General features: G+C 61.4%; 27 protein-coding genes. 17 read left to right on the forward strand and 10 right to left on the reverse strand.

Annotation, left to right across the window (positions count from 1 at the left end; all coding sequences use genetic code 11):
* Nucleotides 1–16: 16 nt before the first annotated feature.
* Nucleotides 17–2092, reverse strand: coding sequence for a lytic transglycosylase domain-containing protein (locus tag N2597_RS05350; RefSeq protein WP_183596938.1), 2076 nt, complete (start codon nucleotides 2090–2092; stop codon nucleotides 17–19).
* 215 nt (nucleotides 2093–2307) lie between these two features.
* Here N2597_RS05350 and dapA point away from each other — a divergent pair, with 215 nt between their 5' ends.
* Both dapA and smpB read left to right on the forward strand, forming a co-directional pair.
* The gene (dapA, locus tag N2597_RS05355) at nucleotides 2308–3192 is read left to right on the forward strand and encodes a 4-hydroxy-tetrahydrodipicolinate synthase (RefSeq protein ID WP_038687913.1); all 885 of its coding nucleotides are present in this window, start codon (nucleotides 2308–2310) and stop codon (nucleotides 3190–3192) included.
* A gap of 95 nt (nucleotides 3193–3287) precedes the next feature.
* On the forward strand, nucleotides 3288–3767 hold the full coding sequence (gene smpB, locus N2597_RS05360; RefSeq protein WP_038692393.1) for an SsrA-binding protein SmpB: 480 nt from the start codon (nucleotides 3288–3290) through the stop codon (nucleotides 3765–3767).
* Nucleotides 3768–3806: 39 nt separating this feature from the next.
* On the opposite strand, the gene N2597_RS05365 is transcribed toward smpB, so the two are convergent.
* Nucleotides 3807–4388 (reverse strand): LabA-like NYN domain-containing protein, encoded by a 582-nt coding sequence (locus N2597_RS05365; RefSeq protein WP_038687915.1) that lies wholly within the window; start codon nucleotides 4386–4388, stop codon nucleotides 3807–3809.
* 298 nt (nucleotides 4389–4686) lie between these two features.
* Between N2597_RS05365 and rpoZ the strand changes: the two genes are divergently transcribed.
* From rpoZ to N2597_RS05425, 12 genes are all read left to right on the forward strand, one after another.
* The gene (rpoZ, locus tag N2597_RS05370; RefSeq protein ID WP_003574261.1) at nucleotides 4687–5091 is read left to right on the forward strand and encodes a DNA-directed RNA polymerase subunit omega; all 405 of its coding nucleotides are present in this window, start codon (nucleotides 4687–4689) and stop codon (nucleotides 5089–5091) included.
* Nucleotides 5092–5233: 142 nt separating this feature from the next.
* Nucleotides 5234–7468 (forward strand): RelA/SpoT family protein, encoded by a 2235-nt coding sequence (locus N2597_RS05375; RefSeq protein WP_038687917.1) that lies wholly within the window; start codon nucleotides 5234–5236, stop codon nucleotides 7466–7468.
* A 192-nt stretch (nucleotides 7469–7660) separates the two neighbouring features.
* On the forward strand, nucleotides 7661–7810 hold the full coding sequence (locus N2597_RS05380; protein ID WP_004675049.1) for a DUF3563 family protein: 150 nt from the start codon (nucleotides 7661–7663) through the stop codon (nucleotides 7808–7810).
* 155 nt (nucleotides 7811–7965) lie between these two features.
* The gene (locus N2597_RS05385) at nucleotides 7966–8556 is read left to right on the forward strand and encodes a DUF2062 domain-containing protein (protein ID WP_077993144.1); all 591 of its coding nucleotides are present in this window, start codon (nucleotides 7966–7968) and stop codon (nucleotides 8554–8556) included.
* Between the two features lie 38 nt (nucleotides 8557–8594).
* Nucleotides 8595–8999 carry a holo-ACP synthase gene (gene acpS, locus N2597_RS05390; protein ID WP_004675052.1) on the forward strand — a complete coding sequence of 135 codons (405 nt, stop codon included), beginning with the start codon at nucleotides 8595–8597 and terminating at the stop codon, nucleotides 8997–8999.
* A gap of 157 nt (nucleotides 9000–9156) precedes the next feature.
* Nucleotides 9157–9900, forward strand: coding sequence for a signal peptidase I (gene lepB, locus N2597_RS05395; protein ID WP_038687925.1), 744 nt, complete (start codon nucleotides 9157–9159; stop codon nucleotides 9898–9900).
* Nucleotides 9897–10616 (forward strand): ribonuclease III, encoded by a 720-nt coding sequence (gene rnc / locus N2597_RS05400; protein WP_077993146.1) that lies wholly within the window; start codon nucleotides 9897–9899, stop codon nucleotides 10614–10616. Before lepB ends, rnc begins: the two co-directional genes overlap by 4 nt.
* A gap of 7 nt (nucleotides 10617–10623) precedes the next feature.
* Complete coding sequence (gene era / locus N2597_RS05405; protein WP_009995497.1) at nucleotides 10624–11565, forward strand: GTPase Era; 942 nt, start codon at nucleotides 10624–10626, stop codon at nucleotides 11563–11565.
* A 151-nt stretch (nucleotides 11566–11716) separates the two neighbouring features.
* Entirely contained in the window at nucleotides 11717–12469 is a 753-nt protein-coding gene (locus tag N2597_RS05410; RefSeq protein ID WP_009995498.1) for a Crp/Fnr family transcriptional regulator, read from the forward strand.
* A 245-nt stretch (nucleotides 12470–12714) separates the two neighbouring features.
* On the forward strand, nucleotides 12715–13200 hold the full coding sequence (locus N2597_RS05415) for a response regulator (protein WP_010049222.1): 486 nt from the start codon (nucleotides 12715–12717) through the stop codon (nucleotides 13198–13200).
* A gap of 120 nt (nucleotides 13201–13320) precedes the next feature.
* Nucleotides 13321–14091, forward strand: a complete 771-nt coding sequence (gene recO / locus N2597_RS05420; protein WP_009993637.1) for a DNA repair protein RecO — start codon at nucleotides 13321–13323, stop codon at nucleotides 14089–14091.
* Between the two features lie 101 nt (nucleotides 14092–14192).
* On the forward strand, nucleotides 14193–15188 hold the full coding sequence (locus tag N2597_RS05425) for an aldo/keto reductase (RefSeq protein ID WP_096762203.1): 996 nt from the start codon (nucleotides 14193–14195) through the stop codon (nucleotides 15186–15188).
* Between the two features lie 215 nt (nucleotides 15189–15403).
* On the opposite strand, the gene N2597_RS05430 is transcribed toward N2597_RS05425, so the two are convergent.
* The 3 genes from N2597_RS05430 to N2597_RS05440 all read right to left on the reverse strand — a co-directional run bounded on the left by N2597_RS05430 (nucleotide 15404) and on the right by N2597_RS05440 (nucleotide 18962).
* Nucleotides 15404–16261, reverse strand: a complete 858-nt coding sequence (locus N2597_RS05430; protein ID WP_096762202.1) for an MOSC domain-containing protein — start codon at nucleotides 16259–16261, stop codon at nucleotides 15404–15406.
* Between the two features lie 12 nt (nucleotides 16262–16273).
* Entirely contained in the window at nucleotides 16274–16918 is a 645-nt protein-coding gene (locus N2597_RS05435) for an HD domain-containing protein (RefSeq protein WP_009994856.1), read from the reverse strand.
* A gap of 151 nt (nucleotides 16919–17069) precedes the next feature.
* The gene (locus N2597_RS05440) at nucleotides 17070–18962 is read right to left on the reverse strand and encodes a putative bifunctional diguanylate cyclase/phosphodiesterase (RefSeq protein WP_183596936.1); all 1893 of its coding nucleotides are present in this window, start codon (nucleotides 18960–18962) and stop codon (nucleotides 17070–17072) included.
* Between N2597_RS05440 and N2597_RS05445 the strand changes: the two genes are divergently transcribed.
* The 3 genes from N2597_RS05445 to N2597_RS05455 all read left to right on the forward strand — a co-directional run bounded on the left by N2597_RS05445 (nucleotide 18916) and on the right by N2597_RS05455 (nucleotide 20354).
* On the forward strand, nucleotides 18916–19113 hold the full coding sequence (locus N2597_RS05445; RefSeq protein ID WP_164519010.1) for a hypothetical protein: 198 nt from the start codon (nucleotides 18916–18918) through the stop codon (nucleotides 19111–19113). The two genes, N2597_RS05440 and N2597_RS05445, sit on opposite strands and share 47 nt — an antisense overlap.
* A gap of 247 nt (nucleotides 19114–19360) precedes the next feature.
* Complete coding sequence (locus N2597_RS05450; RefSeq protein ID WP_183596934.1) at nucleotides 19361–19714, forward strand: hypothetical protein; 354 nt, start codon at nucleotides 19361–19363, stop codon at nucleotides 19712–19714.
* A 124-nt stretch (nucleotides 19715–19838) separates the two neighbouring features.
* Nucleotides 19839–20354, forward strand: coding sequence for a superoxide dismutase family protein (locus tag N2597_RS05455; protein ID WP_009993229.1), 516 nt, complete (start codon nucleotides 19839–19841; stop codon nucleotides 20352–20354).
* Nucleotides 20355–20382: 28 nt separating this feature from the next.
* On the opposite strand, the gene N2597_RS05460 is transcribed toward N2597_RS05455, so the two are convergent.
* The 5 genes from N2597_RS05460 to N2597_RS05480 form a co-directional block, all read right to left on the reverse strand.
* A complete protein-coding gene (locus N2597_RS05460) occupies nucleotides 20383–21267 on the reverse strand; it encodes a mechanosensitive ion channel family protein (RefSeq protein WP_077993159.1) in 885 nt (294 codons plus the stop codon).
* Nucleotides 21268–21325: 58 nt separating this feature from the next.
* On the reverse strand, nucleotides 21326–21856 hold the full coding sequence (locus tag N2597_RS05465; RefSeq protein WP_077993160.1) for a tyrosine phosphatase family protein: 531 nt from the start codon (nucleotides 21854–21856) through the stop codon (nucleotides 21326–21328).
* The gene (locus N2597_RS05470; protein ID WP_051649839.1) at nucleotides 21853–22425 is read right to left on the reverse strand and encodes an HD domain-containing protein; all 573 of its coding nucleotides are present in this window, start codon (nucleotides 22423–22425) and stop codon (nucleotides 21853–21855) included. The genes N2597_RS05465 and N2597_RS05470 overlap by 4 nt, the downstream gene beginning before the upstream one ends.
* A gap of 29 nt (nucleotides 22426–22454) precedes the next feature.
* Nucleotides 22455–23345, reverse strand: coding sequence for a CAF17-like 4Fe-4S cluster assembly/insertion protein YgfZ (gene ygfZ, locus N2597_RS05475; protein ID WP_183596932.1), 891 nt, complete (start codon nucleotides 23343–23345; stop codon nucleotides 22455–22457).
* An 83-nt stretch (nucleotides 23346–23428) separates the two neighbouring features.
* A complete protein-coding gene (locus N2597_RS05480) occupies nucleotides 23429–24178 on the reverse strand; it encodes a hypothetical protein (RefSeq protein WP_183596930.1) in 750 nt (249 codons plus the stop codon).
* Between the last annotated feature and the right edge of the window lie 16 nt (nucleotides 24179–24194).

The following is a 24194-nucleotide window of genomic DNA, read 5'->3' on the forward strand; positions in this document are numbered from 1 at the left end:
AGCCGCGCCAACGGCTTCAGGAGGCGCTGCGTCCGCCAATCAGGTCGCGCTCAATATCCGTCGGCTGGCCGAGGCGAGCCTTGTAGACTTCGTAATTCTCCATCACCCGCTGCACGTAGTTGCGCGTCTCGGGGAAAGGGATGCGCTCGATCCAGTCGACGATCTCGTCGATCGACCTGCCGCGTGGGTCGCCGTAGCGGCCGATCCATTCCGGTACCCGCTTCGGCCCGGCATTATAGGCGATGAAGGTGAGGATATAGGAGCCGCCGAAGGCCTCGATCTGCTCGCCGAGATAATGCGCGCCAAGCGTTGCGTTGTAGCCGGCATCGGCCGTCAGCTTGTCTTTCGAAAAGGTGATGTTGTGGCGCTTGGCCACCGCCTGGGCCGTGCCGGGCAGTAGCTGCAGCAGACCGCGCGCATTCGCTGCCGAAACGGCGGCGGGGTTGAAGGCGCTTTCCTGCCGGGCGATGGCATAGGCGAGCGCCTTGCCGGAGCCTGATATATTGGCATTCGCCGGGATCACGCCGACGGGAAAGGCAAGCGCTGCGACGTCGATGCCGCGGCCATAGGCGATCTTGCCGATCTGCAGCGACAGATGGTGATTGCCCGATTGCTCGGCCTGTGCGGCGAGGACCGCTAGTTCACCCGGGCTCTGCAGCTGGTCGGCAAGCGCGAGATAGAGACTGTCGGCCCGCCATCCGTGACCTGCCGCCTCGAGCCGGCTGATCGCCTGCACGGCTTCGCGGGCCTGGAAGCGCTGGCGGTCGGCCGTGCTCGGCGCCGGATAGGTGACATTGAGCGTCTTCCGTCCCAGCTTTTCTGCCGCGAGCTGGCCGTAGAAGGTGCCGGGAAAATTCGCGGCCTTGCCGTAGAATTCGCCTGAACTGCCGGGGCCGCCGGCCTCGGCTGCCCGCCCGAGCCAATACCAGGCGCGGGACACCGAGATCGGTCCGTTCGACGTCGCCAGAATCTTGCGGAAATGTCTTTCCGCCGTTGTCGGATCCCGCAGACCGCGCAGCGCATACCATCCGGCATGGAACTCGGCCTCGACAATATCTGTCGGGCTGCTTGCCGCGGAGTTTGCGACGATGCGGTAGGCCGGCTTGAATTGTCCCTGATCGACGAGACCGCGGCTGACTATCCGCTGCTCGTTCCACCATTCTGCTGAGTTGACAAGTTCTCCCCGCTCACGCGGCATCTTCTCCAGGAGCGCCGCCGCTTCCGCATATTTATCCTGCTTGCGCAGATATTCGATCTTCGCAAACAGCAGGCCGGCATCGCCGCGCCATTTCGCCTCGACGCTATTGATGAGCGCGCCGGCATTGGCGGCCTTGGCGTCGACCGCGGCCCAGGCCTTGTAGAGCGACTGCGCCTCGCCCATGTCGCCGAAGCGCTTGGCCTGCGCCACCCGGCCGCGATACATCAGGTAGTCCATGCGCGCCTTGTGGTCGGCTGGCGTCAGCAGGGCGGAAAACTCGAGGAGGATCTTGTCTTCGCTCGCTTTGTCGAGAGCCTCGGTGCGCCACAGCTTGCGGATATATTTTCCTGCCTGCGCCTGCTTGCCTGAGGCAATCAGCGCCCGCCCAAGAATGACGGCGCCCTGCATCGTCTCCGGCGCGGTATCGCCGAAGGCGGCAAGTACCGCTGGTGGCGCGGGGTTTTCGTCGTAGAGAGCACGTTCGGAATAGGCCCGCAGCCGCGAAAGACCGGGCCACCCCTTGAGCTCCTGCGCAGCACCGGCGATCTCATAGGAAGGAACCCCCTTCAGCCCCGACACGGCGATCGCCCAGGTGAGGATATGACGGTCGAGCGTACCCTCCGGCATCCTGTTGCGGATCGACAGAGCCAGTTGCGGATTTTTGGCGGTAAGCGCGTCGAGGCCGGTTTTCAGATCACTGGCGACAGGTGCTGCGCCCGGATTGCGCGGGATGGCGCCGGTGGTCAGCGCCTCCGGTATCGATGTCTCGGGAACGAAGCCGATCGGCTTGATGCCGGGCGTCGGAGGGTTTTCGCCGGCAAGCGGCGACGCAACGCTGCCCCACGCGGCGGCAACGAAGCCGAAGGCGGTCAGAATCAAGACAGCTTTCTTCATCCGGGATCTCGCAACGAAAACACGCCCTACCCATTTGGCTGGAGGCATCTTAACGAAACCTTACCGTACCAGGTAAAATTCATTCACATCTGCTATCGGAATTTGCCCTAAACCGAACTCTACGCGCTTGTCGCGATGATTTCGGCGCTCTATGGTGCGCAACTCTTATTCATGGAATGCGGCCGAAGCAAGGATTTGGTCGTGAGGAGCTTTGCATGTTCAATGGGTCCATTCCCGCCCTCGTCACCCCCTTCACCGATGCCGGACTGATCGACGAAGACAGCTTCGCCGCCCATGTCGACTGGCAGATCAAGGAAGGCAGCGGCGGTCTCGTTCCGGTCGGCACGACAGGCGAATCGCCGACGCTGTCGCATGCCGAACACAAGCGGGTCGTGGAACTCTGCATCGAAGTGGCCGCAAAACGCGTTCCCGTCATGGCCGGCGCCGGTTCGAACAATACGCGTGAGGCGATCGAGCTTGCCCAGCATGCCGAAAAGGTCGGCGCCGATGCGGTGCTGGTCGTCACGCCCTATTACAACAAGCCGACGCAGAAGGGCTTGATCGCGCATTTTTCCGCGATCGCCGACGCTGTCGCCCTGCCGATCTATATCTACAATATCCCGGGCCGCTCGGTGGTCGACATGACGCCGGAAACGATGGGCGCGCTCGTCAAGGCGCACTCGAATATCGTCGGCGTCAAGGATGCGACGGGCAAGATCGAGCGTGTCTCAGAGCAGCGCATCACCTGCGGCAAGGATTTCCGGCAATTGTCCGGCGAGGACGCCACGGCGCTCGGCTTCAACGCCCATGGCGGCGTCGGCTGCATCTCGGTAACGGCCAATGTCGCCCCGCGCCTCTGCGCCGATTTTCAGGCGGCAACGCTGGCTGGCGAATACGCCCGAGCGCTGGAATATCAGGACCGGCTGATGCCGCTGCACAAGGCGATCTTCCTTGAACCCGGTCTCTGCGGCGCCAAATACGGCCTCTCCAAGCTCGGCCGCATGAGCCGCAACGTCCGCTCGCCGCTGCTGTCGACGCTGGAACCGGCAACCGAAGCAGCGATCGATGCCGCCATGCGTCATGCGGGGCTGCTCAACTGAGAAGATCGGCTGACTTCACAAGGCCGGATCGTTCCCCTACATAAAGGCAAACAATGAGGGTGCGGCCTTTCGCGCGCCTCGAAGGGAATATCGTCATGGCCCCCAAAGGCAGCCAGCGCGTGGTGAACAAGGTCGTGGCCGAAAACCGCAAGGCCCGCTTCAACTACGAGATCATCGACACCTACGAGGCAGGCCTCGTGCTGACGGGCACCGAGGTCAAGTCGCTGCGCGAAGGCAAGGCCAATATCGCCGAATCCTATGCCTCGGATGAGGGCGGCGAGATCTGGCTGATCAATTCCTACCTGCCGGAATATCTGCAGGCCAACCGCTTCAATCACGAACCGCGCCGGCGCCGCAAGCTCTTGCTGTCGGGCCGTGAAATCCATCGCCTGCGCTCTGCCGTCAACCGCGAGGGCATGACGCTGATTCCGCTGAAGATCTATTTCAACGATCGGGGTCGGGCGAAGATGGAGTTGGCGCTAGCCAAGGGCAAGAAACTGCACGACAAGCGCGAATCCGAGAAGGAGCGCGATTGGAATCGCCAGAAGAGCCGTTTGCTGAAGGATAATGGCTGACCCACCACGCCGCAGCTGATCGGCTCGCGGCGCCTTCGATCATTCCTCGAAATCGCTGGCCGGGGCGACTTCGGCCGGACGCGGCGCTCGCTCCGACGGATCGCGACCGATCTCAGCCTTCAAGGACAAGAGATCGATGAAATGATCGGCCTGGCGGCGCAGGTCGTCGGCGATCATCGGCGGCTGGGTCGCCATCGTCGAGATCACCGAGACCTTGCGGCCTCTGCGCTGGAGCGCCTCGACAAGGTTGGTGAAGTCGCCGTCGCCGGAGAAGATGACGAGGTGGTCGACGGTTTCGGATTGTTCCATGGCGTCGATCGCGAGCTCGATGTCCATGTTGCCCTTGATCTTTCGTCTGCCCATGGAATCGGTAAATTCCTTGGCGGGTTTGGTGACGACTTTGTAGCCGTTGTAATCGAGCCAGTCGATCAGGGGACGGATCGATGAGTACTCCTGATCCTCGATCAAGGCCGTATAATAATAGGCGCGCAGGAGATAGCCACGTTTCTGGAATGCTTTCAACAGCTTGCGGTAATCTATGTCGAAACCGAGGCTCTTGGATGCAGCGTAGAGGTTGGCGCCGTCGATAAAGAGTGCAATTTTTTCGCGTGGGTCAAACATCGCTTACCAATTCCTAATGAGAGAAAAAGAAATTCGCAGGGCATCAAATTTCAATAAATACAGTGACTTATTGTGATTTTTGGTTTGGTCCTTACTTTACCAACTGTTCATATAAGACAGATTTAGGGCACGATTCGTCATATTCCAAGCAACCTTCGGTAGAATTGTGACGTTCTCCATGGAAATTTAGCTCAGCCTCGGATAAAGACGAGGGAGCCGGAACGAAAAACTTGTATTTGCCCGGTTTTAATTGTATCGGGCGTGCTAATCCCGAAATGACGACCGTAAAGGACAGGCAATGGCCCGTGTCACAGTTGAAGATTGCATTGACAAGGTAGAGAACCGCTTCGAGCTGGTTCTGCTCGCCAGCCACCGCGCCCGGCTGATTTCCCAGGGTGCCTCGATCACCATCGATCGCGACAATGACAAGAATCCTGTCGTCGCCCTGCGCGAAATCGCCGACGAGACCCTTTCGCCCGACGATCTCAAGGAAGATCTGATCCATTCGCTGCAGAAGCATGTCGAAGTCGACGAGCCCGAGCCCGATCCGGCCAGCATGATCGCCGCCGGCGGTGTTGCCGCAGCCGACAGCGAGGAGCAGGACGACCTGCCGGAGACGATCACTTTCGACCAGATGTCGGAAGAAGAGCTGCTTGCCGGCATCGAAGGCCTGGTGCCGCCGGAAAAGAGCGACGATTATTAAGCGCGTCGGCCGGATCTGATCCGGAAAAGAGCGGCGATTACCAATCGTCAATCTTGCGCCTTTATTGCTTAGGCATATTATTGCCCACGTGTGCGCCAATCGTTGATTGGCGCGCTTTTATTTTTGTCGGAGTGGCTTTGGAATGATGCGGCAGTACGAGCTCGTGGAGCGGGTTCAGCAATACAAGGCCGATGCCAATGAAGCACTACTGAACAAGGCCTACGTTTACGCCATGCAGAAGCATGGCCAGCAAAAACGCGCGAGCGGCGATCCCTATATTTCCCATCCGCTCGAGGTCGCCGCCATCCTCACCGATATGCATCTCGATGAATCGACGATCGCAGTCGCCCTTCTGCACGACACGATCGAGGATACGACGGCGACGCGCGCCGAGATCGACGAACTCTTCGGCGAGGATATCGGCCGCCTGGTCGAGGGGCTGACGAAGATCAAGAAGCTCGATCTCGTCACCAAGAAGGCCAAGCAGGCGGAAAACCTGCGCAAGCTGCTGCTGGCCATTTCCGACGATGTACGCGTGCTGCTCGTCAAGCTTGCCGATCGTCTGCACAATATGCGCACCCTCGATCACATGTCGGCCGACAAGCGGGCCCGCATCTCCGAGGAGACGATGGAAATCTATGCGCCGCTCGCCGGCCGCATGGGCATGCAGGACATGCGCGAGGAACTGGAGGAGCTTTCCTTCCGGCACATGAACCCGGAGGCCTACGAAACCGTCACGAAAAGGCTGGAAGAGCTCTCCAAGCGCAACGAGGGCATCGTCAAGAAGATCGAGGCCGAATTGCGCGATCTGCTGGTCGCCAGCGGCCTGACCTCCGCCTATGTCAAGGGCCGGCAGAAGAAGCCCTATTCCGTCTTTCGCAAGATGCAGTCGAAGTCGCTGTCCTTCGAGCAGCTATCAGACGTCTACGGCTTTCGTTTGATCGTCGAGGATATTCCCTCCTGTTATCGTGCGCTCGGCATCGTCCACACGCGCTGGCGCGTCGTGCCCGGCCGCTTCAAGGACTATATCTCGACGCCCAAGCAGAACGACTACCGCTCGCTGCACACCACAATCGTCGGTCCCTCCAGCCAGCGTATCGAACTGCAGATCCGCACCAAGCGCATGCACGAAATCGCCGAATTCGGCATCGCCGCCCATACGCTCTATAAGGACGGCGCCAGCAATGCCGACGGCGACATCCTTTCGCGCGAATCCAACGCCTATTCCTGGCTGCGCCACACGATCGAGGCGCTCGCCGAGGGCGACAGCCCGGAAGAATTTCTGGAGCACACCAAGCTCGAGCTTTTCCAGGATCAGGTCTTCTGCTTCACGCCGAAGGGGAAGCTGATTGCTCTGCCGCGCGGCGCCACGCCGATCGACTTCGCCTATGCGGTGCACACCAATATCGGCGACACCACGGTCGGCGCCAAGATCAACGGCCGCATCATGCCGCTGGTGACGCGGCTGGCAAACGGCGACGAGGTCGAGATCATCCGCTCCGGCGTGCAGGTTCCGCCGGCCGCCTGGGAAGAAATCGTCGTCACCGGCAAGGCGCGCGCCGCCATCCGCCGCGCCACCCGCATGGCGATCCGCAAGCAATATGCCGGCCTCGGCCACCGCATTCTCGAGCGCACCTTCAACAGAGCCGGCAAAATCTTCTCGCGCGAGGCGATGAAGCCGGCGTTGCACCGTCTCGGCCAGAAGGATGTCGAGGATGCGATCGCCGCCGTCGGCCGCGGCGAGATGTCCTCGCTCGACGTGCTGCGCGCCGTCTATCCCGACCACCAGGACGAGCGCGTCACCATCAAGCCTTCCGGCGACGACGGCTGGTTCAACGTCCGCAGTGCCGCCGGCATGATCTTCAAGATCCCCGGCAAGACCAAGGCCGGAGCCGAGGGCGGCCATTCCGAACTCGACGCCGATGTCGATATCGGCCCGATCCGCGGTCTGTCCGGCAATGTCGACGTCAAGTTCGCCTCCACCGGCGCCGTGCCCGGCGATCGCATCGTCGGCATCATGGATCAGAGCAATGGGATCACCATCTATCCGATCCAGTCGCCAAGCCTGCAGCGTTTCGATGATCAGCCCGACCGGTGGATCGACGTCCGCTGGGACCTCGACGAGGCCAACAAGTCTCGCTTCATGGCGCGCATCATGGTGAATGGATTGAACGAGCCCGGCACGCTTGCCAAGGTCGCCCAGACGGTTGCAGGTCTTGACGTCAATATCCGCCTGCTGAACACCGTACGGGTGGCCGCCGATTTCACCGAAATGATGCTCGAGGTCGAGGTCTGGGATCTGCGTCAGCTCAACCAGCTGCTCGCCCAGATGAAGGAACTCGACTGCATCGCCACGGTCCGGCGGCTCTACGAGTAGGCTGTTGTCAAGCCGTCGCGGAGCTGACCAAGAATTGCACATTTTATGACCGTTTCAAGGTCGAAATCGCGCATCAAAGTGGCAATGTATGCGCTCAATGCATGGCTGTCTCCATGTTGCGGTGGTGGTAATTAACCTTTGTCGGGACTATCTTCTGGTCATCGAAAACGTAAACAGAAGATGAGACAAGAAATGTTTGATCCTATCAGGAAAATCGCTCGGGCACTTCGCGCGCCGACCACACAGGAACGTGAAATGGCCTATCTGAACGGCTCGTTCGATCGTATCGATCTCGAGTTTCGTCAGCGCCAGGTCGACCGCGGTCTGTTCCGCAGCCGCTAACAGCATATTTATACTTGGATGAGTGGGGGACGTTGCGTTACGAACGCCCCTCGGCATGAAGGCGCTGCTCTGCAGAGAAAATTGAGCGGTTGCTTTTCGGGTGGTATCATTTGCCGCTCTTGTCACGGTGCTGTGCGCTGCACTAAATAGCCGCCATGTTGTTTCGCCGTCGCAAGCCTGCTGGCTTCAAGGAAAAGATGCGGGAGCTTCTATGGCCCCGAAAAGGTTTCCTTCGCCCGATCCGTTATCTGACAATGCGCATCCTGCGCCTGAGCGCTTCGCCGCATGCGGTTGCAGCCGGCGTCGCCGCGGGCGCCTTCGTCTCGTGGACGCCGTTCGTCGGCGTGCATTTCATCATGGCTTTCGTCATCAGCTATTTCCTCTCCGGCAATATGGTGGCCGCCGCCCTCGGCTGCGCCGCCTTCGGCAATCCGCTGACCTATCCCTTCATCTGGGGCATCACCTGGGAGATCGGCCATCTGCTGTTGAGCCGCGAGGATCATCTGGCGGGGCAGGCGGTGGATCTCGCCGCCCTGTTTCACAAGCTGAACTTCTCCGAATTATGGAAGCCGGTGCTGGAGCCGATGTTGATCGGCGCCATTCCACCGGCCGCCGTGACGTCCGTTGCGCTCTATGCGCTGACGTTCTACACCGTGAAGGGGTTTCAGACGCGCCGCCGCACGCGCCTGACGGAGCGGGCGCGATTGCGTCTGGCGGGGCCGGCCAGCGACATGCCGAGCGTATGAAACCCGTGCAGAATGCTTGAGCGACGGAAGGATCTGGGATGATCATCGGCATTGGCAGCGATCTGATCGACATTCGCCGTGTCGAAAAATCGATCGAGCGCTTCGGTGAGCGCTTCACCCATCGCTGTTTCACCGAGATCGAGCGCGCCCGTTCCGACCGCCGGGCAAATCGTGCCGAATCCTATGCCAAGCGTTTCGCCGCCAAGGAGGCCTGTTCCAAGGCACTCGGCACCGGCCTTGCCCAGGGTGTCTTCTGGAAGGACATGGGCGTCGTCAACCTGCCGAGCGGCAAGCCGACCATGGTTCTGTCCGGTGGGGCCGCCGTGATCCTCGAGTCGATGCTGCCCGCCGGTCACAGGGCCGCCATTCATTTGACAATAACCGATGATTATCCCTTGGCGCAGGCCTTCGTTATTATCGAGGCGTTGCCCGAGAGCCTCTGATAGTGATCTCGGGAATGTTGATCGTGACCCCGGGGGCGCTTGATCGCGACCTCTCGTCGCTTTTGATCTTGTCGCCATTGCCGCAACCGGCCGAAGCCGCTAGAGAGAAGCACATAAAGAATTGCGCCGTCGCGGCGTCTTAAAGGAATAAGACTGCGTGTCCGATAAAGTCGAAGCCAAGCCGAACGCCCTCTGGGAAAATATCAAAGTCATCATCCAGGCGCTGATTTTGGCGATGGTGATTCGAACGGTGCTGTTCCAGCCCTTTACCATCCCGTCCGGTTCGATGATGCCGACGCTGCTCGTCGGTGACTACATCTTCGTCAACAAGTTCGCTTACGGCTATTCGAAATATTCGCTGCCCTTCTCGCCGGATATCTCCAATGGACGCCTGTTCGGATCCGATCCGAAGCGCGGCGATATCGTCGTCTTCCGTTTTCCGCCGAATCCCGATATCGACTACATCAAGCGCTGCATCGGCCTGCCCGGCGACCGTATCCAGGTCACCGACGGTGTGCTCTACGTCAACGGCAAGCCGGTTCCGAAGGTGGCGGACGGCACCTTCACCTCGGATTACAAGCTAGATCCGGGTGAGGACGTGCCGGTATTCCGCGAAACGCTTGATAACGGCAAGACCTACGACACGCTCGACCAGTCTCCGGTCTCGCGCGGTGACAACACCCGTGAATTCATCGTGCCGGAAGGCCATTATTTCATGATGGGCGACAACCGCGACAATTCGCTCGACAGCCGCTTTGATGTCGGCTTCGTGCCGGCTGAAAATCTTGTCGGCCGCGCCAGCGTCATCTTCTTCTCGCTCGGCAACGACACGTCGTTCCGCGAAATCTGGAAGTGGCCGACCAACATGCGCTGGGACCGTCTTTTCAAGGTTGTTGAATGAGCAAGGCGCCGACGCTTTCCGCGGCAGACCGCGCAAAGCTTGAAAGCCTGATCGGTTATGACTTCGTCGAAAAGGCACGCCTGGATCGCGCGCTGACCCATGCCAGCGCCCGGACGGAAAAGGGCGGCAATTACGAACGGCTGGAGTTCCTCGGCGACAGGGTCCTCGGGCTCTGCATTGCCGAACTCTTGTTCCGCACCTTCGGCACGGCGGGCGAAGGCGAGCTCTCGGTTCGTCTCAACCAGCTCGTCAGCGCCGAAACCTGCGCTGCGGTCGCCGACGAACTCAACCTTCACCTCTATATCCGCACCGGCGCCGATGTGAAGAAACTGACCGGCAAGCGCATGATGAACGTGCGCGCCGATGTCGTCGAAAGTCTGATCGCGGCGATCTATCTCGACGGAGGCCTCGAGGTCGCGCGGCGCTTCATCCTGCGTTATTGGCAGGGCAGGGCGGTCAGGGCCGATGGCGCCAAGCGCGACGCCAAGACCGAGCTGCAGGAATGGTCACACGCGAAGTTTGGCGTTACGCCGATCTACCGGGTTGATGAACGCAGCGGACCGGATCATGATCCGCGCTTCAAGGTGACGGTGGAAGTTGCTGGCATAATGCCGGAAACCGGCGTAGAGCGGTCGAAGCGTGCCGCCGAACAGGTGGCGGCGACCAAGATGCTCGAGCGCGAAGGCATTTGGCAGCAATCGCCTGCCGGAAACTGACGGGACAATGACACAAGAAGAAGATATCGCGGCTGAAGCTGCTGCAGAAACCCATGGTCCGACGCATTCGGGCTTCGTCGCGCTGATCGGCCCGACCAATGCCGGCAAATCGACGCTGGTCAATCGCCTCGTCGGCGCCAAAGTCTCGATCGTCAGCCACAAGGTGCAGACGACGCGCGCGATCGTGCGCGGCATTGCCATCCACGACAATGCCCAGATCGTCTTCATGGATACCCCGGGCATCTTCAAGCCGCGCCGCCGGCTCGACCGCGCCATGGTGACCTCGGCCTGGGGCGGCGCCAAGGATGCCGATCTGATCATGCTGTTGATCGACAGCGAACGCGGCCTGCGCGGCGATGCCGAAGCCATCCTCGAAGGCCTCAAGGAAGTCCGGCAGCCGAAGATCCTGGTGCTGAACAAGATCGACCGCGTCAATCGCGAGGATCTGCTGGCGCTGGCCGCGAGCGCCAACGACAAGATCGCTTTCGAGCGCACCTTCATGATCTCGGCCGAAAACGGTTCCGGCTGCGACGACGTCATGGACTATCTGGCCGCGACGCTGCCGGAGGGGCCGTGGTACTATCCGGAAGACCAGATCTCCGATCTGCCGATGCGTCAGCTCGCCGCCGAGATCACCCGTGAGAAGCTGTTTCTGCGCCTGCACCAGGAGCTTCCCTATTCCTCGCATGTCGAAACGGAGAAGTGGGAAGAGCGCAAGGACGGCTCGGTGCGCATCGAGCAGGTGATCTATGTCGAGCGCGACAGCCAGAAGAAGATCGCGCTCGGCAAGGGCGGCGAAACCATCAAGGCGATCTCGACGGCCTCCCGCAAGGAGTTGTCGGAGATTCTCGAACAGCAGGTTCACCTCTTCCTGTTCGTCAAGGTCCGCGAGAATTGGGGCGATGATCCCGAGCGGTTCCGTGAAATGGGTCTCGATTTTCCGAAATAGCAGCGGCAAGGATTTCGTCGGGCAGGAGCCAGCCCTTTGTTTCCTTGGAAAAAAATCGCTTCGTTGCGGAACGAATCCATGGCTTTGCGCATTCCCTGCTCGCCGGTGCGTCGATGAGGGGTGGCCGGCTTCCGCGGCCGCGAGGGCAGGTATGGCATTGTCGAGACCCATCAATTCCTTCAAGACCCCTTGCGAGCTGTGTCCCTTGCGGCCCCTGCCGAACTTCAGGGAGTTCAGCCGCGACGAGCTGGAATTCGTCTCCCGCTTCAAGCGCGGAGAGCTAGCCGTCGATGCCGGTTCCACCATCCTTGTCGAGGGCGCCCACAGCGCCCATCTTTTCACCGTGCTTTCCGGTTGGGGCTTCCGCTACAAGATGCTGGAAGACGGCCGCCGCCAGATCCTGAATTACATCATGCCGGGCGACCTGATCGGCCTGCAGGGAACCATCGCCGGCGAGATGCAGCATTCCATCGAAGCGCTTTCGCCGGTTTCCCTGTGCGTTTTCGAGCGCGACAGGCTGATGACGCTCTATAACAAGCACCCCTCGCTCGCCTTCGACATCACCTGGATCGCCGCGCGCGAGGAGCGGATATTGGATGAACATCTCCTCAGCATCGGCCGCCGCACAGCACTGGAAAGAGCGGCCTATCTGCTCGCATTCCTGTTTGAGCGCGGCAGGAAGCTCGATCTTTTCAACGGTCGCAAATTCATCCCCATCACCCAGCAGCACATCGCCGACACCCTCGGGCTTTCGATCGTCCACACCAACAAAACCTTGAGGAAGCTTAGCGAAAGGAGATTGATCCGCTGGCAGGAGCGCGGCTGCGAGGTGCTGAACGGCGAGGAATTGATGGCGATCGCCGGCTGGGAAGGGCTTGGAGAGGGCAAGCGCCCCTTCATCTGAAGCATGTTGCGCAAAGGTGCGCGGTGGTTTTGCGACAGGGACATGGGCAAAGGACCAGACGCGCGAGGAGTGACTTGAAAATCGGGCTTGCGCGTCACGGCAATCCGACAAATGGCAGCATTGTTGCGTGCGGAAACGCACAGCCTGTCCATCTATGTCTTTTTTAAATGCGCATTAGCATCCGGGAAAATAAGGTCGGCCGTCGTCTTTTCCTCCGATTTGATTCTTATTGGCCGGACAGAAAAATGGTTTATTCAGAAATGGTGGCGGAATTCACCGATAGCGTGCCATGCGGGGCACCGGAGGGCAATGATGTTGGCGAAACGGCCGGGGCGCTGCGACATGCGCCCGACGAGGGGCATGGAATCATGAGCGCAAACCGTGTTCTGGTTCTTGAGGACAGTCTGATCATCGCCATGGAGGCGGAGGATATTCTGCGCCTGTCCGGCGTCGACGGCATCGATATCGTCGGCAGCCTGGAACAGGCTAGGGCGGCGATTGCTGCGGAAAGCTATGACTTCGCCCTGCTCGACGTTAATCTCGGCGAGGGCATGAGCTTCGGATTTGCCCGCCACCTTCTCGATGTCGGCATCCCCTTCGGCTTCGTCAGCGGCTATTCCGATACACGCGATTTCCCGCCCGACCTGCAGCATATACCGCTTCTGGTGAAGCCTTTCGACGAGAAGGCGATGGGCGAATTCCTGCAGAGGCTTCTTCCGGCTGCGGCTTGACCCTGCCGGACGCCGAAAGCACGCTGTAACGCTTTGAATTACTGCATGATTCCTTAATTCGATTTCGATGTCGGGAATTATACGGTAGGATGGAATCGGCAGCCGCAGGGACTTTTTTCGATGCAGTGGCAGGACCACGCGATCATTCTGGGCGTCAAGCGTCACGGTGAGACGAGCGTCATCGTCGAAGTGATGACGCGTGATCGCGGCCGCCATCTCGGCCTGGTGCGTTCCGGCCGCTCTCGCGCCATGCAGCCGGTGCTGCAGCCGGGCAATGCGGTGGAAGTCATTTGGCGTGCCCGGCTTGACGAACATCTCGGTGAGTTCCGCGTCGAGCCGGTGACGCTGCGCGCCGCGCGCCTGATGGAAACGGCGACTGCCGTCTATGGCGTCCAGGCGATGGGTGCGCTGCTGCGCCTGCTGCCGGAGCGCGACCCGCATCCGCACCTTTTCGATGCGCTGGAGGTCATCCTCGACCATCTGCACAATCCAGCCGATGCCGGCGAACTCTTCGTGCGTTTCGAACTTGCGGTGCTGAACGATCTCGGCTTCGGTCTCGACCTTGCCGAATGCGCCGCGACCGGCGCCCGTTCCGATCTCGCCTATGTCTCGCCGAAATCCGGCCGCGCCGTCAGCCGCAGCGCCGGTGCGCCGTGGGCGGACAAGATGCTGCTCCTGCCGCCCTTCCTCGGGGTCGACGGCAATCACGCGGCCGACTTCGACAGTCTTGCAGCCGCATTCCGTCTGACGGGGTTCTTCCTGCACCGCCACGTTTATGAACCGCGCGGCATGGAGGCTTCGGCAGCGCGTGACGGCTTCGTCCAGGCCGCCCTCAAGGCGCTCAATCCAGCCCTGCGGACGCTTTCCGGTCCGAACGGCGTCTCCGCCTGACTTCATTTTTTACTGCTGCAAAACATCCTCCGGATTTGGTGGTTTACCCGCCTGGGAGCCCTTCCTATGTCTTGAAGGACTGCCAACTATGGAGGAAGCTCATGCTGACCAAGACCGCATCACCGACGACGATCACGCTTTGGAACGGCCGCGAAATACCGCGCCTCGGCATGGGATGCTGGGCGATCGGCGGCCCTTTCTTCGCCGGCGACACGCCGCTTGGCTGGGGTGAGGTCAATGACGACGAATCGGTGGAAGCAATTCATCGTGCCGTCGAGCTCGGCATCCGTTTCTTCGACACCGCCTCGAACTACGGCGCCGGTCATTCGGAGGAGGTGCTCGGCCGGGCAATCGGCAATCGTGACGACATCATCGTCGCCACCAAATTCGGTTTCGCCACCGATCCCGATACGAAGCAGGCAATCGGCGCCTTCGCCGATGAGGCTTTCATCCGCCGCTCCGTCGAGACATCGCTGCGCCGTCTCAAGCGCGACCGCCTGGATCTCCTGCAGTTTCACCTTAATGATTTTCCGCTGGAACAATCGGATGCCGTCTTCGATACGCTGGAAGCGCTGCGCGCCGAAGGAAAGATCAATGCCTTCGGCTGGAGCACCGACTTTCCCGATCGCGCCGCCCGCCATGCCGGGCGCAAGGGCTTTGTCTCGATCCAGCACACGATGAATGTCTTCGAGCCGGTGCCGGAGATGATCGCGGTGGTCGAGCAGAAAGGCCTGATCTCGATCAATCGCGGTCCCCTGGCCATGGGGCTGTTGACCGGCAAGTTCACTGCCGACAAGGCGGTCGGCGCCAAGGATGTCCGCGGCGCTGCGCTCGACTGGATGGTCTATTTTAAAGACGGGCGCATGGCCCCGGAATTCGCCGCAAGGCTCGATGCCGTCCGCGACCTTCTCAAATCAGGCGGCCGCACGCTGACGCAGGGGGCGCTCGCCTGGCTGTGGGCAAGGTCGCCGCGCACCTTCCCCATTCCGGGCTTCCGCACCGTCGCCCAGGTGGAGGAAAATGCCGGCGCGCTGGAAAAGGGCCCGCTGTCGGCCGGGGTTATAGCGGAGATCGACGCCGCGCTCGGGCATCCGTGAGAGGTGGGGACTTCCCCACGCTCCATCATTCCTGTGCTCGTCACAGGAATCCAGCCACCGCGCCTCTGCGCGGTGAATGACCCAATGCGAGTTTGAAGAAGACTCTCCCGCGCCCAAGGACTTGGGCGCACTGGATTCCTGTGACGAGCACAGGAATGAGGGAGGGTGCTGCGAGATATGCGGGAGAAAGCGCGGTCAGATCTTCCGCATGTGACCTACTCCCGTGCACGAACCTTCAAGGCCCAGCCCTCCGGCCTCTCCTCGATGATTTTCACCGTATCGCCGATCGTGATCCTGCCGCTGCCGCGTGGGGTGACGTTCCAGCCGAACAACGGGCCGGGCACGCGGCGGTCGGCCGACATGCGGATGCGGCCCATAGCCGGCATCGGGTTTGCCACCTCGCGTGACCCGGTCAGCTGGTCCTGCGTCGTCATGATGCAGCGCGAGCAGGGTTTGACGAGATCGAAGCGGATGCCGGCGATTTCGAGCGCCGCCCAGCGATCCTCCGGCCAGGCCTCGTCGGTGTCGATGACGATGTTCGGTCGGAAGCGCTCCATGCCGACGCTGCCCTCGCCATGGGCGGCGAGATCGTCGTTCAGCGCCCGCAGCGAACCGGTCGTCGTCACCAGGATCTGATAGCCGTCGGTAAAGCTCACGGGGGTGCCTTCGCCGGCCCATTCGGCATTCGCCGTCCGCTGTGCCTGTCCGTCGAAAAACACCAGCCGCACCTCGCGGCCGAGCCATTCGGACAGCTGGCGATTGCTCTCTGCATCGGCGACGGCAGCGCTGACGGTCGATTTCCACACGCTCACATCCATGCGGATTTCAGGCCGGGGTGGCGGCACCGATATCTCGGGCTTGCCCTGCATCAGCAGCCGGAAGGCGCCGGCCTCCGGCCGTATTTCGATCCGCGCGAGGTCCGGCAGTTCGCGCTGGGTAATGAAGTGGCCGTGCGGGTCGGTGATCATCGCCCGCCGGTCGCCGGGAAGCCCATAGGCGTCAATATCGGCGGCGGGCAGCGCAATGGCCCGAGCGCTCTTGAGCGGGTAGATGAAGAGGTCGCTGACACGCATGCTGCCGTGCTCCTAAATTTCGTCCATGAATGCCGAGAGAAAATCACGCAGACTTTTGTCACGCGCGGCCGCCAGCCGGCGGCCGGTCTCGGTCTGGAACCCTTCCGCCAGTTTGAACAGCTTCGTCTGGAAATGGTCAATGGCATAACGCTTGTCGTCGAGGGGACGGTTCGTTGCCGCCGGGTCGAACGGATCATAGAGCCCGGATCCCATTCGCCCGCCGATATAGAAGCAGCGTGCGGCGCCGACCATGCCGATCGCGTCCAGCCGGTCGGCATCCTGCAGGATCTTCGCCTCGATTGTCCGAGGCGTCACCCCGGCGGAGAAACTGTGAGCGGTGATGGCGTGGCCGACGGCGCCGATATCCGCTGCACTCCAGCCGAGTTCGGCCAGGATTACTGAGGCCTTTTCCGCCGCCAGCGCCGATGCTTTGGCCCGCAAGGGCGAATTCTTCTCAACCGCGACGCAGTCGTGCAGCAGCACCGCAGCAGCGAGGATGCGTCCATCTCCGCCTTCGCCCGCATGGATGCGCATGGCGTTTCTGAAGACGCGCAGGATATGGGCGAGATCGTGTGAGCCGTCGTCGCCTTCGGTTGCGTGCGCAATCAGCGCCGCTGCGAGCGTCTCATGAGGGGAGAAGGCTTCGGCCTTGAACATTGCGCCACCTGTTATTGGGAAATTTGTCCATAGAGCACCGAAAGCGGATGCGGTTTCCGGGAAGTGGCCCGGCTACGAAGAGTTGCAGAACACAAAACCGGTGTAGCGGCTTGCCATGCGAGTCGCAATCATGAGGAGCTCAGCGCTGTCCTCAGGAGAAGTCCGTCGCACCGTCGCTCTTCGGCGGTATGGAGAGAAGGTGCGGCACGTCTCGAGCGGGGCGCGGCGGACTGATGTGATAGCCCTGGATCTCGTCGCATTCCTCGCATTCGAGCAGCGCCAGCTGGGCGGCCGTCTCGACGCCTTCGACAGTGACGCGCATGCCGAGCGCATCGCCGAGCAGGATGATTGCGCGCATGATCGCATACGCTTCCTTATTGTCGACGATGTCATTGACGAAGGATTTGTCGATCTTGATCTTGTCGAAGGGAAAGCTCGAGAGATAGCTCAGAGAGGAGTATCCGGTTCCGAAGTCGTCCATCGAGATGCGGATACCGCGCTCCTTCAGTGCGTGCAGGATCGGCAGCACCTCGCTAAGGTTCTCCATCAGCACGCTCTCGGTGATTTCGAGTTCGAACCGTGACGGCGATAGCGCAGCGGCGGCAAGCGCTTCGCTGACATCCTGCGTCAGATCGCTGCTGCTGAACTGGATCGCCGAAACATTGACCGCCACCTTGATTCCTTCCGGCCATTGCGCCGCATCGCTGCAGGCCCGGCGCAAAACCCAGCGGCCAATATCGACGACGAGCCCGACCTCCTCGGCAAGCGGGATGAAATCCATCGGCGATACGCGGCCGCGGATCGGGTGGTTCCAGCGGATCAGCGCTTCGAAACCACAGATCCGCCGCTTGGAAAGGTCGTAGAGCGGCTGGTAGTGTAGCTCGAATTCTTCGTTTTCGACGGCGGCGCGAAGATCTGCCTCGAGAGCATGGCGCAACTGCATCTGCGCATCCATCTCGCGGGTGAAAAAGCGCTCGCCCTTGCGGCCGTCGGCTTTGGCATGCAACAGCGCCACGCCGGCATTTTTCAAAAGGATATCCGTTTCTTCGCCATCCCTGGGAGCGATTGCGATGCCCATGGAGACGCTGAGCTCCACCCTTTTTTCGCCGTGCAGGAATGGTTCGGAAAGCGCGCGGCGGATCCGGTCGGCCAAGGCCGTCACATTCCAGGGCTGCTGCTTACCCGCCTGCAGGATGGCGAATTCGTCTGAGCCGAGTCGCGCCAGAGTATTTTCCGAGCCGGCCGAGGCTCGGATGCGCTCGGCGACCTGCTGCAGGATCTTGTCGCCAACCGACACCCCGATCGTATTATTGATCGATTTGAAGCGGTCGAGATTGAGGTGGACGAGGGCAATCTGCTCGTCCGGCTTGCGTTCCGCAAGCGTGGCATCGACCTGCTCGCGGAAATAGATGCGATTGGGAAGATCCGTCAGGAGGTCGTGATGGGCGAGATAGGCGATACGCTCTGCTGCCTTTCGATCCTCCGTCACGTCGGCATGGATGGCGATGTTGCTGCCGTCGGAGAGGATCTTCACCACGCTTTGAATAATGCGGCCGTCATTCATCAGCCATTCGCGCCGGCGGATGCTGCTGCTCCCCGCCTTGGCGGAGGCACGTCGGCCGGTTCGCCGGCCGCTGGGTGAGACGGCGCTCTCGCTGCCGCGCATTTTTCCAATAAGCTCGGTAATCGTTGCGCCCGCCGCGATATCCTCCGGCGTCAGCCCGAAGAGCTGGTGGAAGCGGCTATTGTAGAGTGTCAGCCGCTGGTCGGCGTCGAAGACGCTGAGGCCGAGCGGCAGGTTGTTGAGGACGATCTCGAAGAGTTTTTTCTGTCCGTCGAACGCCTGGCTGAGGGCCGAAAGATTGCCTCTCAGAGACTGGTTTTCCTTCAGCAGCGTTTCCGCGCCTTGTTCGATTGCGTCATAGTCGCTTTCATGGCCGCGATAGGTTGCGATCACCAGCTCCATCAGACGCTGCGCGTCGATGGATCCGTCGGCCATGACAGCCTCTGTGCATTGCCGCCAGAAGAGCGCTTCAGCTTTCATGGGAAGCGTCTTGGAGAACGGCCACGGCAAAAACCGCCCGCCATTGACGTACGTGCCTCAAAATATCGGCCATGGGACCCTCAAAGACAAACATGGATTCTACAAACGTCTGGTGGCAATGCCGCAGATTATTCTGGAGTCGCCGGATTAATATTCGGTTGCAGTGCAGCAGGCGTACACGCGGCCCGGACGGGCGTTTTTATATCAAAAACCGCTGAAATATCGCGGAGGCTGCCGGCGAAGAGCCGGTTTGGCTGCCATCCGTTAATGGCTGTCAATCTTCATTAATGAGAAGTTAACAACTTATTGACGCACTGCGCAAATCAGTTTAACCACCGAGTCACTCGTTATCTTTCGCTCTCGTATTGCGTACAAACACCACCGGCAAAAGGCGGTGAATGGAGGTTTGTATGACCCAAACTACATCCGTTTCAGATACTTCATACGCATATCTTGCCACACTTTCGCGGCTCGATTCCAATGGTGACGGCGTGCTCAGCCGCGGCGAACGTGCCGCCGACGACAAGCCCGGTATCATCAAGCAGCTGCTGGAAGACGACGCGGCCGGCGATACACAGCCGAAATTTTCCGGCAGCCTGATTGCGCTGATGATGGACACGCGCGACACCGCCACGACGAGCAGCATCGCCGTTCCCTATCCATTGCAGCAGACCGCGCCTGCCACCGGCGATCAAGGCGATGATCTTTACCGCAACACCTACGGCCAGTTCGATTTTGACGCCGTCGCCTGACGGTGTCTAGAACCAGATGATCAGCAAGCCGGCCCGTTGGTCGGCTTTTTCGTTGGATGGTCCGCAGAGGAACACCTTCCGGGCTGGCACGTTCAGAAGGACAACCGGAGGGAAGGAGATCTCCATGAAAGCCATGCGCATCATCGCAGCCGTGAGCCTGCTTGCGATTGCCTTGCCGGCGGGCGCTCAGGACAAGCAGACCGCGGTCGCCAATTTCGTCGGCAAGGACGGCAAGGAGACCGGCCGCGCCCAGCTGACCGCCGCTGCCAATGGCGGCGTGCTGATCGAAGTGGAGATATCGGGGCTGCCGGCGAATAAATGGGTGGCCTTTCATGTTCACGAGACCGGTCGCTGCGATGCGGCAACGCATCACGAATCGGCAGGCGGTCATTTCAACCCGAGCTCGGCCGAGCACGGGATTCTGGCGGCCAAGGGACCCCATCCCGGCGATATGCCCAATCAATATGTCGGACAGGACGGCGTGTTGAGAGCCCAGATATTCGGCGGCATGGTGACGCTCGACGGCAAGAAGGACGGCATCCGCGGCCGCGCATTGATGGTGCATGCCAATTCGGACGATTATCGCAGCCAGCCCTCCGGGGACGCCGGGGAGAGACTTGCCTGCGGCGTTGTTCAATAGGCCGACGACCGCCCCGCGCAGCAATGTTTCACTGCCGCGTCTGCTTTTCGGCCGGAGCGGTGCCGTTGGACCTCTTTCCCGGCGCGGAATTTGCATCGTCGCGCAAAGCGGCCGAATCGTCCTTTTCGTCGAAGGCAAGTTTTACCCGCTTCACCATGTCCCGGCTGACCTGCCACCAGTCACCGGTTTTTGCCCAGTAGCGCAGCGTTACCGATATTGTGCTGTCACCGAGGCTGTCGATGAAAACGCTGGGTGCCGGTGACGGCAGCACCCTGGGATTGTCTTCGGCAATGCCCATCAACGACTCCATCGCCAAATCAAGATCATCCTCCCGAGAAATGCTGACCTTCAGGTCGTTCTGCCGCGTCGGTTCGCGGCTGAAGTTGGTAATCGGCGTATTCCAGAGCGTCGAATTCGGCGCCAGCCGATAGAGCCCGTCGCCGGTTCTGAGTTCTGTCGCAAACAGCCCGATCTCGCGCACCGTGCCGGCCACGCTGCTGGTCTCGATATATTCGCCGACGCGGAACGGTCTGAGGATCAGCAGCATGATGCCGGCCGCAATATTCTGCAGCGTCCCTTGCAGCGCCAGCCCGATCGCCAGGCCGGCTGCGCCGAGGGCGGCGATGATCGAGGCGGTCTGGACGCCGAATTGGCCGAGCACGGTGATGAACACCAGGATCAGCAGTGCATAGCGGATGACATTGGTGAAGAAGCGCGCCAATGTCTCGTCGATGCCATGGATGCGCGACAGGCCTTCATAGGCCCAGCGGCTGACGAAGCCTGCCAGCGTCCAGCCGACGATGAGCAGGATCACCGCTCCGAGGATGGAGAAGGAATACTGGACGGCGAGCGCGCTTGCCTGGCTGAGTGCCGTGCGGGTGGCAAGAAGGACGTCGGCTGCGTGTTGTTCCATGATTTGGCCCTGCGGATTGTGCGTGGTCCAAGGCAAGATGGAGCAGGCCGCCGCAGCGTCAACCGCAGGCGGCGTCCCGAATCGCAAGCAAAAACGGCGCATTGCCGTCGGCGTCGGCGCCGCGCCCGATGGCCCGGACGGCCGCGACCAGCCGGCCGCGGCGGTCAAGCAAGGTGTCGCCGATCTCGATCAGCCGGGTATTCGGGGTCGCAAAAGGTGAGGCGGCGCGCAGCCGCAGGGCAAGCCCTTCCTCGCTCTGATCCGGTGCGAGCGACAGGGCGGCGATCAAGGCGGCCGCCGGCGAGCGCGACACACCCATCCAGCAATGGATGAGCAGCGGCGTCTCCTGCCGCCACGATGCGGCAAACTCGATAAGCGCCTGCACATGCGTTTCATCAGGCGCCACGAGACCGCCGGTGCCCTTGAACGCGATATCGTTCATCGCAAGCGTCAGGTGACGCTCGGGCGCGATCACGCCCGGCCGGTGAAAAGCCTGTTCTTTGGCGATCAAGCTGATCATGTCACGTGCCTTGTGGCGCACCGCCATTTCGGCGATGCGTGACAGCGGCGAGACGACGATGATGCTCACGATCCCACCTCCCGCTCGGCCTCGATCGCAGCGAAACGCTCGCAGAAGAGCCGCTGCGCTTCCACTGCCGGAAGCGGTTCGATCATCAGCATTTCCCTGCTGATGCCGCGCGGCTGACCGAAGAATTTTTGCGCTTCGGCCGGCGTGAAACCGGCAAGCACCGTCGCCTCGAAATAGGCGGCAATCGCGTCGGCCCTCTTGATCCGGTCCTTGAGGTCGCGCGTGGGGTGCGGCGGCAGGCCGAAGCGCAGGTGCACGGCCGCCTCCAACCGCATTTCTACCGTCTTGTAGCCGCCGCCGACCACCGATTTGAACGGCGAGATCATGTCTCCGATCACATATTCCGGGGCGTCGTGCAGCAGCGCCATCAGGCACTCCTCCGGCCGGGCATTGTTGAAACGGCGGAAAATATCTTCGACGACGAGACTGTGCTGCGCCACCGAAAAAGCATGATCGCCCGATGTCTGGCCGTTCCAGCGGGCGACGCGCGCGAGCCCATGGGCGATGTCGGCGAGTTCGACATCGAGCGGCGAGGGGTCGAGCAGGTCGAGCCTGCGCCCGGACAGCATGCGTTGCCAGGCACGCGGAGCCTTAGTCGTCACGCGCTGGCCTCGTCGCTGCTGGTGGGGAAGACAAGGCCGGACCATTGCGGTAGGGCGAGAGCAACCGGCGTCCCGCCGGCCAGCAGCGGCGTGCCTTCCGCCATCGCGGCGCCGGCGCGGTCGATGCGCACGATCGCAAGTCCGCTGCCGCCCGCGACGGAACCGAGTGTGCCCACAGGCTTGTCGGCAGCAGTGATCTCGGTGCCCGTGCCCGGCAGAGCCGCTGCGGCGGATACCGTGACGACGCGCCGGCGCGCGGTGCCGCGGTGCTGCATGCGCGAAACCACCTCCTGTCCGACATAGCAGCCCTTCTTAAAGGAGAGGCCGCCGTTCAGATCCAACAGCACGTCATGCGGAAAGGCATCCTGCAGCGCGAAGTCCGATCCCGATATCGCAATGCCGTGGGCGATTCGCAACGCGTCGTAGAGCGCCTCAGCGCCGTCACCATGCCGTCCCCGCCGGCGGGTCAGCGCAATGCCGGCCTTGGCGAAGCGGCTGTCCCTGACGCATCGGCTGTCCCGGACGCCCTGGCTGTCGCGGACACCCTCGGCGTCCCCGATGCCATCGGCATCTTCGCCCCAGCAAACGCTGATGCCTTCTTCGGCGATGGGCGCAAGCGTGACGGCGGCCCGCAGCCTGTATATCGTCAGCCGCTTCATGAGCCCGTCACGCTGGCCGGCATCGGTTTCGATCGTATAGCCGTCGCCGTCCTGCCAGATCATGAAGTCGAACAGGATCTTGCCCTGAGGCGTCAGCAGCGCCCCGGGCCGCGCCTCGTCTGAAGCAAGCGAGGTGATATCGGTGGTGATCAGGTTCTGCAGGAAGGATTGGGCGTCCGCGCCGCCGACGGAGAGCAATGAGCGGTCTTTCAGGAATACGGCTGGCATGGCGGAACCTGTCGCGTTGGTCATCGCTCAGAGGTATGACTTCAGGAGGTGGATCGCAAGCGCCATGCGGCTTGCGTGAGGCGTCAGTCGCCTGCCGTGAAGAATTTCCATTTGCCGTCGGGCGTAATGCCGAGGCGGTAGAAATTATATCCGCCGAATTCCTGCATGTCGGACAGATCGCCGGCGGTGACGATGCGCAGCAGTTCGACGCGCTCCGGCGGCGTCAGCGACTTCAAGTCTTTCTCGGCGAAATAGGGCCAGACATACATCTCTTCGGCTGTGCCCTGGCCGACATGCACGAAGCCGGTCGAGACGATGTCGAGCATGATGGCAAGGATTTCGTCCCCATCGGGATCGCCGGAAAGATCCTTCAGCGTGCCGATCGGATCGTCTGTAGGCTCGCCGACGGTCACCTGCGTCTGCTCTGCGCCGGCGCCCATCAGCGGCCGCAGCCGTTCGAGATCGCCGGAGGCGGCCGCCTCGACGATCTGCTGGCGCATCTTTCGCACCGGCTCGGGCGCTTTGTTGATGTCGTAGATCACCTCGACGGGCTGGGAATTGTCTTGTGTGCCCGGCGTCTTGTCGACACCCTGACTGTTCTGGCTGTTGACCAGCGGATCGGCCATGGGAACGCCGGGGGTGGTGCCCTGCGGCTGGCTCTGCCCCTGGGCGCTTCCCTGTGCCGGCTGATCGTTCGGCTGGCCGGGAATCTTGTGCAGTTCGGAAAGCGCGTGGGCCGCGGGCGCAAGGGCGAGACTGCCGGCGGCAAGGCTGAACGCAAGCATCACCGGCGCGAGCGGAATTCGCGAAACTTTCTCTTTACCGATGCGCATCGAACTCTCTGATATA

This window comes from Rhizobium sophoriradicis (genome assembly GCF_025200795.1).
Classification (GTDB): Bacteria; Pseudomonadota; Alphaproteobacteria; order Rhizobiales; family Rhizobiaceae; genus Rhizobium; species Rhizobium sophoriradicis.